We start from the raw sequence: 13,076 nt of genomic DNA, 5'->3' as shown, positions 1-13,076 counted from the left end.
ACGTCCACACCAACACCGTCGACTACCGCCTCAAACGCATCGCCCAACTCACCGGCTTCGACCCCACCCAAGCCAGCGGACTCTGGTACCTCCGCAGCGCCCTCGTCGCCCGCACCTACACCACCGCCTGAGGCCCTACCGGCACCGCACCGGCGGTCAGCGCGCGGGGTGATTGAGAATTTCCGCGACGTAAGCGCGGGAGACGGTGCAGGTCAGCAGGTCCAGCATGTCGACCAGAAAGCTGCGATCGGCCACCGGATCGCTGGTTCCGGTGCCGCCGGCCGGGTCGATGCGGTTCAGGGTCAATTTCACCCCGTCGTGAATCGCGTGCTGCACCATATCGATCGGAATTCCGTCACGCGCCCACACCGCCGCGGCGTATTCCAGTCGCCGCAGCGCGCGCGTCGCCCCGGTGGGCGCATCGCCGAGCAGGATGAGCGCCAGTTCGAATCCCATCCGCATGACTATCGCGGGATCGGAATGCGTTGCACTCCTGGCATTTCCGGAATCGAATCCATCGCCCTCCGCGGATTCCGCATCCCAGGAGTCGTAGGCCGGCATCGCGCTCCTTCCGTGCGCCCGATCCCCATCGCACTGACGAAGGTATCGGTGACGCGCGGCGATTACGAGCAGTCGGCACGGGTTGGCCCAAACATCCGAACCACAGGGGTCCGACGTTGTGAGATTTCCCAATAATCGGTCGAATTCGGGCGTTGCGTCCGCAATTCGGACGACATCGTCCGGCATTCGGGAGCCGACGGACATTCCGGCGAATCCGTTCGTCACCGTGGCTCCGGCCGCATTCGACTGGCGCCGAAACCGTGATAGCCTGAACGTGATACACGCTAGCGTGATTATCACGCGAAGGAAAGCGATTGGGGCGGAAGAGATTTCGTCGGACGTATGATCATCACGCAGCAGTGCCTCGTTTCGTCGACCTCCCGGGCCGCGCGTCGCGCCGATACGCTGACACCCATGGGAGCCCGATTACGTACCGCGCGAAAATTGCTGCTGGGCCGCGAGATCGACCACATGATCAGCGCGGCGGGGGTGAATCAGGCGGAGGCCGCCCGGATCATCGACACCAGTCAGAGCCGGATCGCGATGTTGATCAACGGCGCCAGCTCGATCACCGTCGGCGATCTCGAACGACTCGCGGTCGCACTGGGTTTCACCGACCCCGGCTATTTGGAAAGCCTCGAGGCATTACGCCGGGACAACCACAAACGCGGTTTCTGGAACACCGGCCATCGCCGCGCCTATCTCGAGGAATTACGTCTACTGGTGGATCTCGAAGCGCATGCCAGCCTGCTGCGGGTCACCGAGGCCGAGATCGTGCCCGGACTGATTCAATGCGAGTCCTATATCCGGGCCCTGCACGAACCTCCGCACGACGCGCAACCGTTGTCCACCGATCCCTGTGCGGTCACCGTGGAGGATTCGGTACGCGCGCGGCTGGCTCGCCAGGACGTCCTCACCGGCCCCGATGCACCGCGATTCCACGCCGTGCTCTCGGAATCGTGCCTGCGCCGCGAATACGGCGGCCGCGCGGTGATGGCCGACCAACTGGAATACCTGCTCGAACTGTCGCATCGGCCCAACATCATCCTGCAGGTGCTGCCGTTCACCGTTGCCACCCGGGGCGCGGGAATGGAGGACCGCTTCACGCTGGTGCGGGTTCCCTCCCCCGGCGCGGCGGGCGACCTGGACATGGCGATCGTGGAGAGCCAGGGCGACATTCGCTACATCGACGACAAGCCCGCGGTACGCGCCCGGGAGACCGTCTGGGACCGATTATCCGCGGCCGCAGCGGATCCCGATCGGTCGCGCGCGTTCATCGACCGGATCGCGCGTTCGTTCCGACGCGAGAGCGTCACCGGGACGTGACCCACCGTCCGTAATCTGCAAAGCCTAAGGAGTGCCGGGCAGCTATGAGCGACAACGACTTTCCCTCACGCGATATCGACACGAGCCGGCCTTCGGCGGCGCGGATGTACCACTACTACCTGTCCGGCCAGGCGCTGCTCGACGTCGACAAGGTCTTCGGTGAGCGGGTGTTCGCGGTGTTCCCGCACGCGGACGCCTGGGCGCGGCACAATCGCGAATTCCTGCGCCGCGCGGTCGATTTCATGGCATCACGCGGGATCCGGCAGTTCCTCGACATCGGCGCGGGGCTGCCGACGGCGGACAACACCCACGAGATCGCACGGGCGCACGAGCCGCGGACCCGGGTGGTGTACGTCGACAACAACACCGAGGCGGTGGCGCGCTGGCTCGACCTGCTGCGCGGCACCGACGCCCTCGCCACCACCGCGGTCATCGATGCCGATCTGCGATGTCCCGACGACATTTTCGACCATCCCGAGGCGCGGCGCCTGATCGATCCGGATCAGCCACTCGGACTGCTCATCGTCGGCGTCTGGCCGTTCGTGCCCGACAGCGACCGCCCTTACCGGCTGATGGCCCAGCTGCGTGATCGCCTCCCGCGCGGCAGCTGCGTGGCGATGAGCCATGCCGGCCTCGACGACGCGTCCGAGGATGTCAAACGCGGAATGACCGCCGCGGCAGAGCTCTACAAACAGACCTCGGATCCGTTGACGCTGCGCCGCCGTGACGATTTCGCCGCCTTCTACGACGGCCTCGAACTGCTGAACCCCGGGATCGTGCACGCCCCGGATTGGCGACCCTCTGCACCGGTGGACATGGAGGATCCGGCACGGCCGTGTAATTTCGCGGCCGTCGGCTACAAGCCTTAGCCGGCACGGTCGGCGCGGCGGTCCGCGCATCGGTGCGCCGGCAGCTTTACTCCGTAGAAAGGGCATCCGATGACGCGGCCACCGACCTTCACCGTAGGCGAATTCCGAAAAGCCTCAGCCAGTTCCCCGCACCAGAACTGCGTGCGCGTCGCACGCAAACGCGGATGGACCGCCGTCTGGGACGACAAACGCGCTACTGCCGCCACCACCGCCGGCACGGCCGTGATCGGCACCGAGATACTGCTGCTGCGCGACGAACAGTTCGACAGCTACCAGGCCGGTATCCGCGCCGGGCGCACCGAGCGATTACCGATCACGCAGTTCCGGCGCCCCGACGGACGCTATGTGCTGCGTGCCGAAACCGACCGTCCCACAGCGGATGTGGAGCTGATCTTCGATCGAGCCGAGCTCGACGCCTTCCATCACGGTGTGCGGACCCACGAATTCGATCTGCACAGATTCACCGCACCGGCGCTCGATGACACCGAATGCGACACTCGCGCAACCGGTCTCACCGCTCGAATACCGGCCTAGCGGTTCACACGTTCCGGTGCCCGCCCACGCGGGCACCGTCACCCTCGAAAACCTCTGCGTCGCAAGGTATCCGGTTCATTCCGAGCCGGCGGCGGCGTCGTCCAGGTGCACCCGAACCCGGACCCGGCCCTTGTCGTCGCGCGTGGCCACGGCGCGGCCGCGGCGGTCGCCACCGTCCAGGTGCAGCGTGATGGGGCCGCCCTCGCCGGTGAAGTTGCGCCACCAGCTCTTGCGATCGGGCATCGCGACACCGATGAGGATCGAATCGCCGGAACGCCGGTAGTTCACCGGTGTGCTGAACGTCTTACCGGACTTGCGCCCGACATAGCTGATCTCGACGAATCCCTTCCGCATCAGCGGGCCGAGAACCGGCGCCTCCGTCAGCGTGAGTACCACCGAATTGAAGCCGCGCACGGCCGATTTCACGTCCACCTGTTGCCTCCTGACTGGCCCGAACGAGAGTTTTCACTCTACCGGCGGCCGGTGACTCCTCGACCGGCTCCGGCACGGCAACCGCCAGACCGGCGCCGATTCCGAGCGCCGGCCCCGCGACCGCGCCGGGCGCGAACGCGGCGACCACCGCAGCGCGCCACGCGGGCCACGGGGAATTCGCGCGCAGCATCGCCCACCAGACACCGATGCCGTCGGCGGCCGCGTCGCACAGACGCAGATACGGTGCGGCGGCGTAGCCGGCGGCGAGGATCAGAGCCGCACCGGCGGCACAGTCGAGCAGGTAGTGGTTCGCGGTCCCGATCACCACGAGCGTGATCAGAACCGGATAGCCGACCCCGGTCCACCGGATGAGCGGAGTCCGGCCGAAGCGGTACAGCATCAGCCCGCACCACAGCGCCCAGCCGACGTGCAGACTCGGCATCGCCGCGAAATCGTTGGTGAGCGAATCCAATCCGCGCGGTGTGCTGGCATCGCCCTGCCACCAGCCCACCGAGGCGTGCAGGGCCATCACATCGATGAAGCCGTGGGAGTCCTCCAGCAGGCGCGGCGGCGCGGTGGGCAACGCGACGAAACCGATCAGGCCCGCGGCCGTCGCGATGCCCAGTTGGGTGCGAGCCGCCCGGTACTGCTCGCGATGCGCCCACCACATCCAGATCAGGATCGCGGGGGTCACGACGTAGTGCAGCGTGGCGTAGGCGAAGTCGGCCGGGATCGCGATCCAGGAATGGCCGGCGAAGATCCGGTTCAGCCACAGTTCCGGGTCCAGCCGCAGCCGGTCCTCGATGCGCAGCAGCGCGTGCGCGTCGCGGCGGGCGTGCCCGAGACCGCTGCCGACCAGCAGCCGGGCCCCGTCGTAGGCGAAATACACCACGACGACCAGCACCATTTCCCGCAACCAACCCCCGGCTCGCGCCGGAGCCTGCGCGAGCGGACCCGAGATGGTTGTTGCAGCCACGACCCGACCTCCACGACGAGGGCTGACGTACAACGTACGGTACGTCGTACGTGCATACTACAATGGCGTCGAGAACGGATTTCTTCCCGACCGGAGACGTTGCCGTGACATCTGAGCCCGCCCGACGAACCCGCACCGGGGGCGGCCGCCGCCGAGTACCGCGCCATACGCTCAGCGCCGAGGCGATCGTGGACGCCGCGCTGCGCATGCTCGACGACACCGACTGCGAGGGCATCTCCATGCGCGCCCTCGCCGCCGAACTGGGCGTCGGCACGATGACGCTCTACACCTACTTCCGCAGCAAGGACGAACTGCTGCAGGCCGCGCGCGACCAGGTGCTCGACAGCTTCCATCCCCCGGCCGTCTCCGGCGACTGGGCCGACCGCGTGCGGGCCTGCTGCCAGGCGCTGTACCGGCTGCTCGTGGAACGCCCGGCGGTGCTTCGGGTGCTCGCGGTGAAACCCGACGGCGACGGCGATTTCGCCGATACCGCCACAGCCGCACTGGAATTGGTGCTCTCCCAGTTACGGGCCGCCGGACTGGGCCGGCAGGAGACCGCGCGCTGCTACGTGGTGCTGTTGCAGTACACCTTCGGATCGGCGCTGCGCCACGTGTTCGCTCCGGCGCGGCGCAACGGCGAGAACATCCCCAGCCGCCTGCAGATGCTGGATCCGGTGGCCCATCCGACGATCGCCGATCTGATGCCGGAGCTGGTGATCACGCACGGCGGCGGCGAGGAGCAATACCTGTACGGCCTGGACCTCATCCTCGACGGGTTGCGCAAGGCCGCCGCGGCGGCCCACTAGCCCTTGGTCATCGATCCCGGATTTGTAGGATTGCCAGAAGGTAGCAGGAGCTGCTTCGGCAACTGGGAGGCCCGATGATCGACCGGAACCGGACGGCGACACCGGTGCGCGGCCGCTGGGGAATGCTGGCGGTGCTGTGCGCGAGCCTGCTCCTCGTCGCGATGGACGCCACCGTGCTCAACGTCGCGCTGCCCTCGCTGATCGAGGATCTGCAGCCGGGCGCCGTCGCCCAGTTGTGGATCGTCGACATCTACGGTCTCGTCCTGGGTGGCCTGCTCATCACCTTCGGCGCGATCGGCGACCGAATCGGCCGCAAGCGGCTGTTCCTGACCGGATTCGCGCTGTTCGGCGTCGCGTCGGTGGTAGCGGCCACCGCTCAGGCCACTGGTCAGCTCATCGGCGGACGCGTGCTCCTGGCGGTGGGTGGCGCGATGGTGATGCCTTCGACGCTCTCGCTGATCCGCAACATCTTCGACGATCCGCACGAACGAACCCGGGCCATCGCGATCTGGGCGGCCATCGCCGGGGTCGGCGCGGCGGTGGGTCCGATCGTGGGTGGCGTCCTGGTCGAACATTTCGGCTGGGCCGCGGCGTTCTGGATCAATGTGCCGGTGGTGGTGCTCACGCTGGCGGCCGGCGTCGGTTTGCTGCCCGAATACCGGGCGCCGTCGACCAGCCCGTTCGACTGGCCGAGTGTCCCGCTATCGGTGCTCGGCATCGTCGGATTCGTCTGGGGCGTCAAACATCTCGCGCGCGGTGAGGACATCGTGGTGAACGTGTGCGTCCTGCTGGCCGGGCTCGCCATGCTGTTCTGGTTCGCGCGACGGCAGCTGCGGCTGACCGATCCGCTGCTCGACATCCGGTTGTTCCGGCGCCCGGTCTTCCTCGCCGCGGCCCTGGCGACACTGATGGCGATGATCGCGATCGGCGCCGCCCTGTTCCTGATCTCGTTGTGGCTGCAGTACATTCACGGCTACTCCCCCGCCGAGGCCGGTATCCGTACGGCACCCGCCGCGGCCGCGACCCTGATCGGCTCGCTGACCACACCGGCGCTGCTGCGCCGGACCGGGGTACGCGGGGTGATGGTCACGAGCCTGCTCATCCTCGCCGCCGGCTTCGCGGTGCTGGCGATCTCGCCCGAGCCCACCAGCTACGCCGTGGTGGCGCTGGTACTGGTCTGCCTGGGCATCGGCGACGGAATCGCGGTCACCGCCGCCGCGGCGGTTCTGGTTTCCTCGGTGCCGGCCGAACGCGCCGGGCAGGGCGGCGCGGTCGAGGAGACCAGCTACGAATTGGGCAACGGCCTGGGGGTGGCGCTGCTCGGCAGTGTGCACGGCGCGCTGTTCACTCACTACATGAGCGACGTCCCGCTGGCCGGGGCTCAGGGCGAGACGGCTCGTGAATCGGCCGGCGGCGCGATCGCGGTGGCCGGCGACATCGGCGGCGAACTCGGGGCGCGAGTGCACGAGATGGCCTCGGCGGCATTCGATTCCGCGCTCACGGTCACCTCGTACGCGGCCGCGGTGGTGGTGGCGGCGGTCGCGGTCCTCACCGCGATCCTGATCCCGCGGCACACCAGCGTGACACCGCGGCACTGACGCACGGCGAGCGGTCAGCCGCGCTTGCGGCGATGACGGCGATGGGTGGTATCGCAGAGCGGATAGATTCCGGAGCGGCGGCAGGTGCACACCGCGACCACGAACCGATCGCAGCGCACGACGCGGCCGTCGTCGGTCACCAGCTCCACCGGACCCTCGACGAGCGCCGGCCCGTCCTTGGTCAGCGTCACCCGGGTGCGGCGGCCCGGGCCGGGCGTGGGGTCGTCATTCTCGATCGGCACGGATCACCACCAGCTCCTCATGCCGCGCCCCGGGTTCGATGAGGCGCTGTTGCTCCAGCCAGTCCGCGCGCCGGCGCAGCACGGGCCCGAATTCGCACGTTTCGCGGACGACGATCGCGGCCTTGAGCCCACCGTCGCGCAGCTGGCGCACGGTCAGATCCGGATCACACAGAGAGGAATGCACGATCAGCGCGATTCCCTTGGTGCGCAACAACTCCGGCATCAGCCGACACAGCGGGTCGAGCAGCGCCCGGCCGCTCGGTCCGCCCTCCCAGGCCCGTGCCCGGCCGTGTGCCGGAACCTCGGTGGGTCCCGGCACATAGGGCGGGTTCGCCAGCACCGCGTCGAAGGTGCGCCGGTGCAGCACCCGGCCGAAATGGCCGTGCAACAACTCCAGCGGCACCCCGTGCAGCCTGCTGTTGAGCCACGCCGAGGCCAGCGCCCGGCGCGAGATGTCCACCGCGGTGACCGCGGACGCACCGGACCGTCCCGCCTCGATAGCCACGGCACCGGTGCCGGTGCACACGTCCACCACCTCGGACCCCTCCGGGATGGCGGCGGCCCCCAGCGCTCTGATCAGCAGTCCGGTATCGGCTGTCGGGGCGTAGACACCCGGTGCGCGGAACAGTCTCATGATCGCCGAATACCCGCCTTCCGATGATCAACCCGCGCGATCTCGCGGGATCGCCTCCGGGTCACGCAGCGAGCTGTTCCCAGCCGACCAGCTGTCGAGCATGTGCCGGTCGATGGCGTTCTCCAGCAATGTCGTCGCCTGGATGCCGAAAACCATCGGTGCGATCAGCTCGGGCTCGCGGGCCGAGAGATCGCCGATGACATCGCGGCGCATCACCTGTTCGTGCACCGCGTCGGCCTCCACATGTTCGGCGTAGAAACGCACGCACGCCGGATGCGCGTCCAACCGCCGCAACGTGTCGACCATCCGGCGCGAAGCGGGGGGCGAGCTGATCTCCACACTCGCGAAATGGCCGACCAGTTCGCCCCGGAACTGCCGGTGCAGCCCGAACAGCGACATCATGTTCACCAGCGCCAGCATCGGCGCGGGGACGGCGTCGAGGTAGTGCAGGTAGGTGTCGTCGAGGCCTGCGCCGGCCAGCAGATCGGCGAACAGCTGAGCGTGGACGTCCTCACCGCGACCGGCGCCGAACTCGTCGTATTCGACCGCGACCAATGCGGCCTTCGCCTGACCGCGCAGCCGGGGAATCACCCACGCGTAGGGGTCGGCCTCCTTGTGGTGATAGATCGAACGGTGCGCGAAGTATTCGCACACCTGCCACCACTGGCCCTGTTCGTTCAGGAAATGCCCGACGCCCGCCCCCTCGACCGGCTCGACGAGCAGATCGTCGAGTTCGCCGTCGAGGTCGTCGCCACCGGGCACGTCGCGTCGCATCGCGGCCAGGAACCGGTCCTCGAGGTGGGCGCGCATGCGCAGTAACTTCGGGTCCCATTCCCACCGGGGATCGACGGAATCGAAGCCGCGGTAGTGCAATTCGTAGCACAGGTGCAATGCCAGCTGCAGATCCTCACCGTACGGATCGGCGTTCGCGGTGTCGAAATCGACATGGCAGGCGGTGCCGCCGAGCAGGGCGCAGATGCCTGCGGAGAGTTCGCCGCGCGGCTGCGGTAGCGGCGGCGCGCCGGTATTCACCGTCACCGGCGCCGGGGTGGGCCGATGCCGGGACGCCGAGAGGGGGCGGTGGCCGGATGTTCGGCGCACGTCGGGGTGCGGAATCTCCATAGGCGCCGCATACCCGGTGCTCGGCGCCTCAATCGGTGGCCCGCGCCGGTTCGATCGGCGGCGCCGGCCGGTCAGGTTCGACCGCGGATCGGCGGGTATGCGCGAAACAGAGCATCCTGTCGCCCGTCGAAAGGAGCACACTGTGAACGACCCGACCGGTTCCCGAGCTCCCGGGGACGACCTCACCGCCATCGCGATCAGCTGCACGTTGAAGAAGTCACCGGATCGATCGAGCAGCGAGCTGATCGCCGAGCAGGTGCTACGCGAACTGTCGAACCACGGCGTCACCGGCAAGACCGTGCGTGCCGTCGACCTCGATATCCGCCCCGGCATCACCGCGGACGAAGGCGACGGCGATCAGTGGCCGCAGCTGCGCGAGCAGATCAGCACCGCCGATATCGTGCTGATCGCCACGCCCACCTGGCTGGGCCACATGTCCTCGGTCGCTCAGCGCGTACTGGAACGCCTCGACGCCGAATTGTCGGTCACCGACGACGAGAACCGGCCCGCCATGGTGGGCAAGGTTGGCATCGCCGCCGTCGTCGGCAACGAGGACGGCGCGCACAAGATCTGCGCCGATACGTTCCAGGCGCTCAACGACATCGGCTTCACCGTGCCGGCCCAGGGCTGCACGTACTGGAACGGCGAGGCGATGAGCGGCGTCGACTATCTGGACCTGGACAACACTCCCGAGGCCGTCGCGACGACCACCGCGGGCATGGCGCGCAATGCCGCGCACCTGGCGCGGACCCTGAAGGCCGCGCCCTACCCGGCCTATCCGTCGTCCTAGCGCGCCGGCCGCGCGGCCCACCATCCGTACGAGGAGTCGACATGTACACCGACAACGCCGGACCGCGACTACGGGCCGGCGAGCCTCCGATTCCGGAACCGATTCCGCCGCAGCCGGTTCCGGATCCCACGCCCGAACATCCCATTCCGGCCCCGGACCCGGATCCGCGCCCGCCGATTCCGGAACCCGATCCCGTGCCGGGCCGCCCGCCCGAACCGGGCCGGCCGATTCCGGGCCCGAGCCCCGATCCGATTCCCGGTCATCCGCCGCCCGATCCCGGACGGCCGGTCCCACCGGAACCGACCCCCGAGCCGCCTCCGGATCCCGGCCGGCCCATCCCCGGACCCGCGCCCGATCCCGGCCCGGATGTACCCGGCCGCGACCCGCGGCCCCCGGTTCCGCAAGCCGGTGTTTCGCCCGCTGTCGGCCGGGCACCCGCCGGACATGACATCCGATGAGCAGACCCCTGGAACGCATCCGCAGGTCACCGCCGAGGATCTGCGGATGCTGCTGGACGCGGGCAGCCCCGGTACCCGCCTGGTGTTGTCGGAGGGCCGGGTAAGGCTGGCCACCGACAGCGGCGAGGACGGACTGGAGCTGATCCGGCGTCCCGAACTGGCCGACCGCATCGGCAACCACCCCGATCAGCACGAACTGGCCGAACAGGCCGAACTGCTCAACACGCTGATCCGCCTGCAGGGCGCCTGAACGCCCCGAGCCGAGAAGGAGACGAGATGAGCCGACCCGACCGAGAGCCCGCCGTCCTGGTGGTGACCTCGCAGACCGGTGTGGAACGCGACGAACTGCTGGAACCGCTGAAGCAGTTGCGCGACAACGGTATTCGTGTCACCCACGCCGCCCCGTCCACCGACGCGGTACAGACGTTCGTCCACGACACCGAGGCCGACACCACCGTCGACCCCGACACCGACCTGGCCTCGGTGTCGGTGAGCGATTTCGACGCGCTGGTGGTGCCCGGCGGCACCGTCAACGCCGACAAGTTGCGCACCACGAAGGAAGCCGTCGACCTGGCGCGCGGATTCGCCGACGCCGGAAAGACGATCGCCGCGATCTGCCACGGCCCGTGGCTGCTGGTGGAGGCCGACCTGATCCGCGGCAAGACCATGACCTCGTATCCGTCGCTGCAGACCGATGTGCGCAACGCGGGCGCTCAGTGGGTCGACGAGCAGGTGGTCCGGACGCAGGACGGCTGGACGCTGATCACCTCCCGCAATCCGCGCGATCTGGACGCGTTCTGTTCGGCGATCGAGACCGAAGTGGGCGCGAAGTGACGAGAGAAAGGTGAAGGCGCGGTCATGGTAAAGGCTCCGGGCGCAGCGGAATTCGTGCCGGACACCACCGATCTCGCGCGACTGCGCGAGGCCGCCTGCGGATGTCACGGCTGCGATCTGTACAAGCATGCGAACCGGACCGTCTTCGGCGAGGGCCCGCCGCACGCCCCGGTGGTGATGATCGGCGAGCAACCCGGCGACCGCGAGGATCTGGCCGGGCATCCGTTCGTCGGCCCCGCCGGAGCGCTGCTGAACCGCGCCCTCACCGATGCCGGAATCGACCGCGACGCCGTCTATCTCACCAACGCGGTGAAACATTTCAAATTCACCGAGCGCGGCAAGCGGCGCATCCATCAGAAGCCCGGGCGCACCGAGATCGTCGCGTGTACGCCCTGGCTGACCGCCGAACTCGACGCGATCCGTCCACAGCTGGTGGTCTGCCTGGGTGCCGTGGCGGCGCAGGCCGTCTTCGGCCCCGACTTCCGGATCACCCGCGACCGCGGGCGGCTGATCGCGCACGACGATCTCCGTGCGCTGGCCACCATCCATCCGGCCGCCGCGCTGCGCGCTCCCGATCGTGCCGAGGCCTACGACGGTCTGGTCGCCGACCTCACCGAGGCGGCCACCGCACTGTGACACGAGACGGCCGCCGCCGGTTGTCCGGCGGCGGCCGTTGCTGCTGGAGTGGAGCAGCCGAGGTGCGTCAGCTCAGCTTCAAGGAGCGGCCGATGATTTCCTTCATGATCTCCGTGGTGCCGCCGTAGATGGTCTGCACCCGCGCGTCCATGTATGCCTTGGCGATCGGGTATTCGCGCATGTAGCCGTAACCACCGTGCAGCTGCAGGCATTTGGTGATCAGGTCGAGCTGTTCCTCGGTGCTCCACCACTTGGCCATCGCGGCATCCTCGGCCGAGAGGGTGCCGGCGTTGAGGGCCTCGATGAAGCGGTCGACCAGCACGCGCACCGCGGTGGTCTTGGTGGCCAGCTCGGCCAGGACGAACCGCGTGTTCTGCTGGGCGCCGATCGGTTTGCCGAAGGCCTTGCGATCGCGCACGTACTGGATGGTGGTCTCCAGGCAGCCTTCCATCGCGGCGGCGGCCATCACGGCGATAGACATCCGCTCCTGCGGCAGGTTCTGCATCAGGTGGATGAAACCCATGCCCTCGGTGCCGAGCAGATTCTTGCCGGGAACCCGCACGTCGGTGAAGCTGAGCTCCGCGGTGTCCTGCGCCTTGAGACCGATCTTGTCCAGGTTGCGGCCGCGCTCGAAGCCGGGCATGCCGCGCTCGACGACGAGCAGCGAGAAGCCCATCGCCCCCTTCTCGGGATCGGTCTGCGCGACCACGATCACGATGTCGGAGTTGATGCCGTTGGTAATGAAGGTCTTGGCGCCGTTGAGGACCCAGTCGTCGCCGTCCTTGACCGCGCGGGTCTTGATGCCCTGCAGATCCGAACCGGTGCCCGGCTCGGTCATGGCGATGGCGGTGATGATCTCACCGGAACAGAACCCGGGCAGCCAACGCTGCTTCTGCTCGTCGTTGGCCAGCTCCAGCAGATACGGCGCGATCACATCGTTGTGCAGCGAGAAGCCCAGCCCCGAGTACTGGCCCTTGGTGGTCTCCTCGGTGATCACCGCGTTGTAGCGGAAATCCTCGACGCCGCCGCCGCCGAACTCCTCGGGCACCGCCATGCCGAGGAATCCCTGCTTACCGGCCTCCAGCCACAGCTGCCGATCCACGACCCCGGATTGCTCCCACTCGGCATGGTGCGGCGCGACATGCTGATCCAGAAATTTACGGTAGGACTCCCGGAACAGATCGTGTTCGGGCTCGAAAAGGGTGCGCTCCACGCCAACCTCCTAGTGACCACATCGGCAACTCGCCTGCCACATACG

The 13,076-nt window shown here is 68.1% G+C and carries 17 protein-coding genes; 10 read left to right on the top strand and 7 right to left on the bottom strand.

Translation table 11 applies throughout. The features are described 5' to 3' along the window. Positions 1 to 131, top strand: a 131-nt coding sequence (locus tag C8258_RS29655; RefSeq protein ID WP_146161360.1) for a helix-turn-helix domain-containing protein, incomplete at its 5' end; no start/stop codon positions are given. Positions 132 to 156: 25 nt separating this feature from the next. Here the strand turns inward: C8258_RS29655 and C8258_RS29650 are convergent. Beyond that, positions 157 to 561 carry a hypothetical protein gene (locus tag C8258_RS29650; RefSeq protein WP_106957946.1) on the bottom strand — a complete coding sequence of 135 codons (405 nt, stop codon included), beginning with the start codon at positions 559 to 561 and terminating at the stop codon, positions 157 to 159. A gap of 342 nt (positions 562 to 903) precedes the next feature. Here C8258_RS29650 and C8258_RS29645 point away from each other — a divergent pair, with 342 nt between their 5' ends. From C8258_RS29645 to C8258_RS29635, 3 genes are all read left to right on the top strand, one after another. Continuing rightward, positions 904 to 1,887, top strand: a complete 984-nt coding sequence (locus tag C8258_RS29645; protein ID WP_233225426.1) for a helix-turn-helix transcriptional regulator — start codon at positions 904 to 906, stop codon at positions 1,885 to 1,887. 44 nt (positions 1,888 to 1,931) lie between these two features. Further along, positions 1,932 to 2,756: an SAM-dependent methyltransferase gene (locus tag C8258_RS29640; protein ID WP_106957945.1), complete on the top strand. Its 825-nt coding sequence runs from the start codon at positions 1,932 to 1,934 to the stop codon at positions 2,754 to 2,756. A gap of 141 nt (positions 2,757 to 2,897) precedes the next feature. Next, positions 2,898 to 3,290, top strand: coding sequence for a hypothetical protein (locus tag C8258_RS29635; RefSeq protein WP_106957944.1), 393 nt, complete (start codon positions 2,898 to 2,900; stop codon positions 3,288 to 3,290). Between the two features lie 75 nt (positions 3,291 to 3,365). Here the strand turns inward: C8258_RS29635 and C8258_RS29630 are convergent, their stop codons facing one another. After that, positions 3,366 to 3,644: a hypothetical protein gene (locus tag C8258_RS29630; RefSeq protein WP_369974839.1), complete on the bottom strand. Its 279-nt coding sequence runs from the start codon at positions 3,642 to 3,644 to the stop codon at positions 3,366 to 3,368. Further along, complete coding sequence (locus C8258_RS33430) at positions 3,595 to 4,698, bottom strand: phosphatase PAP2 family protein (protein ID WP_146161359.1); 1,104 nt, start codon at positions 4,696 to 4,698, stop codon at positions 3,595 to 3,597. Before C8258_RS33430 ends, C8258_RS29630 begins: the two co-directional genes overlap by 50 nt. Before the next feature lie 104 nt (positions 4,699 to 4,802). Between C8258_RS33430 and C8258_RS29620 the strand changes: the two genes are divergently transcribed. Both C8258_RS29620 and C8258_RS29615 read left to right on the top strand, forming a co-directional pair. Then, on the top strand, positions 4,803 to 5,504 hold the full coding sequence (locus tag C8258_RS29620; RefSeq protein ID WP_158271328.1) for a TetR/AcrR family transcriptional regulator: 702 nt from the start codon (positions 4,803 to 4,805) through the stop codon (positions 5,502 to 5,504). Positions 5,505 to 5,578: 74 nt separating this feature from the next. Further along, the gene (locus C8258_RS29615; protein ID WP_199195892.1) at positions 5,579 to 7,102 is read left to right on the top strand and encodes an MFS transporter; all 1,524 of its coding nucleotides are present in this window, start codon (positions 5,579 to 5,581) and stop codon (positions 7,100 to 7,102) included. Positions 7,103 to 7,116: 14 nt separating this feature from the next. On the opposite strand, the gene C8258_RS29610 is transcribed toward C8258_RS29615, so the two are convergent. The 3 genes from C8258_RS29610 to C8258_RS29600 are packed head-to-tail and all read right to left on the bottom strand — an operon-like array spanning position 7,117 to position 9,100. Further along, positions 7,117 to 7,344 (bottom strand): CDGSH iron-sulfur domain-containing protein, encoded by a 228-nt coding sequence (locus tag C8258_RS29610; RefSeq protein ID WP_233225425.1) that lies wholly within the window; start codon positions 7,342 to 7,344, stop codon positions 7,117 to 7,119. Then, the gene (locus tag C8258_RS29605) at positions 7,328 to 7,978 is read right to left on the bottom strand and encodes a methyltransferase (protein ID WP_106957940.1); all 651 of its coding nucleotides are present in this window, start codon (positions 7,976 to 7,978) and stop codon (positions 7,328 to 7,330) included. The genes C8258_RS29610 and C8258_RS29605 overlap by 17 nt, the downstream gene beginning before the upstream one ends. A 27-nt stretch (positions 7,979 to 8,005) precedes the next feature. Beyond that, complete coding sequence (locus C8258_RS29600) at positions 8,006 to 9,100, bottom strand: iron-containing redox enzyme family protein (RefSeq protein WP_083870861.1); 1,095 nt, start codon at positions 9,098 to 9,100, stop codon at positions 8,006 to 8,008. A gap of 142 nt (positions 9,101 to 9,242) precedes the next feature. Here C8258_RS29600 and C8258_RS29595 point away from each other — a divergent pair, with 142 nt between their 5' ends. The 4 genes from C8258_RS29595 (at position 9,243) to C8258_RS29575 (ending at position 11,818) form a co-directional block, all read left to right on the top strand. Continuing rightward, positions 9,243 to 9,890 (top strand): flavodoxin family protein, encoded by a 648-nt coding sequence (locus tag C8258_RS29595; RefSeq protein WP_051024753.1) that lies wholly within the window; start codon positions 9,243 to 9,245, stop codon positions 9,888 to 9,890. A 444-nt stretch (positions 9,891 to 10,334) separates the two neighbouring features. Next, the gene (locus C8258_RS29585; RefSeq protein WP_036503210.1) at positions 10,335 to 10,598 is read left to right on the top strand and encodes a hypothetical protein; all 264 of its coding nucleotides are present in this window, start codon (positions 10,335 to 10,337) and stop codon (positions 10,596 to 10,598) included. Positions 10,599 to 10,624: 26 nt separating this feature from the next. Next, positions 10,625 to 11,182: a type 1 glutamine amidotransferase domain-containing protein gene (locus C8258_RS29580; protein ID WP_039779472.1), complete on the top strand. Its 558-nt coding sequence runs from the start codon at positions 10,625 to 10,627 to the stop codon at positions 11,180 to 11,182. A gap of 24 nt (positions 11,183 to 11,206) precedes the next feature. Continuing rightward, on the top strand, positions 11,207 to 11,818 hold the full coding sequence (locus C8258_RS29575; RefSeq protein ID WP_106957939.1) for a UdgX family uracil-DNA binding protein: 612 nt from the start codon (positions 11,207 to 11,209) through the stop codon (positions 11,816 to 11,818). 67 nt (positions 11,819 to 11,885) lie between these two features. Here the strand turns inward: C8258_RS29575 and C8258_RS29570 are convergent, their stop codons facing one another. Continuing rightward, positions 11,886 to 13,031: an acyl-CoA dehydrogenase family protein gene (locus C8258_RS29570; RefSeq protein WP_106957938.1), complete on the bottom strand. Its 1,146-nt coding sequence runs from the start codon at positions 13,029 to 13,031 to the stop codon at positions 11,886 to 11,888. Between the last annotated feature and the right edge of the window lie 45 nt (positions 13,032 to 13,076).

This window comes from Nocardia sp. MDA0666, from assembly GCF_003023875.1.
GTDB classification, from domain to species: domain Bacteria; phylum Actinomycetota; class Actinomycetes; order Mycobacteriales; family Mycobacteriaceae; genus Nocardia; species Nocardia aobensis.
Note: the sequence above shows the minus strand (reverse complement) of the source record. Positions and strands in the feature narration are given on the sequence as shown.

What these genes read in the sequence shown, in the direction of transcription:
- C8258_RS29650 (WP_106957946.1), bottom strand. Translation starts at nt 561, where the DNA reads ATGCCGGCCTACGACTCCTGGGATGCGGAATCCGCGGAGGGCGATGGA.
- C8258_RS29645 (WP_233225426.1), top strand. Translation starts at nt 904, where the DNA reads ATGATCATCACGCAGCAGTGCCTCGTTTCGTCGACCTCCCGGGCCGCG.
- C8258_RS29640 (WP_106957945.1), top strand. Translation starts at nt 1,932, where the DNA reads ATGAGCGACAACGACTTTCCCTCACGCGATATCGACACGAGCCGGCCT.
- C8258_RS29630 (WP_369974839.1), bottom strand. Translation starts at nt 3,644, where the DNA reads ATGCGGAAGGGATTCGTCGAGATCAGCTATGTCGGGCGCAAGTCCGGT.
- C8258_RS29615 (WP_199195892.1), top strand. Translation starts at nt 5,579, where the DNA reads ATGATCGACCGGAACCGGACGGCGACACCGGTGCGCGGCCGCTGGGGA.
- C8258_RS29605 (WP_106957940.1), bottom strand. Translation starts at nt 7,978, where the DNA reads ATGAGACTGTTCCGCGCACCGGGTGTCTACGCCCCGACAGCCGATACC.
- C8258_RS29600 (WP_083870861.1), bottom strand. Translation starts at nt 9,100, where the DNA reads ATGGAGATTCCGCACCCCGACGTGCGCCGAACATCCGGCCACCGCCCC.
- C8258_RS29585 (WP_036503210.1), top strand. Translation starts at nt 10,335, where the DNA reads ATGACATCCGATGAGCAGACCCCTGGAACGCATCCGCAGGTCACCGCC.
- C8258_RS29580 (WP_039779472.1), top strand. Translation starts at nt 10,625, where the DNA reads ATGAGCCGACCCGACCGAGAGCCCGCCGTCCTGGTGGTGACCTCGCAG.
- C8258_RS29575 (WP_106957939.1), top strand. Translation starts at nt 11,207, where the DNA reads ATGGTAAAGGCTCCGGGCGCAGCGGAATTCGTGCCGGACACCACCGAT.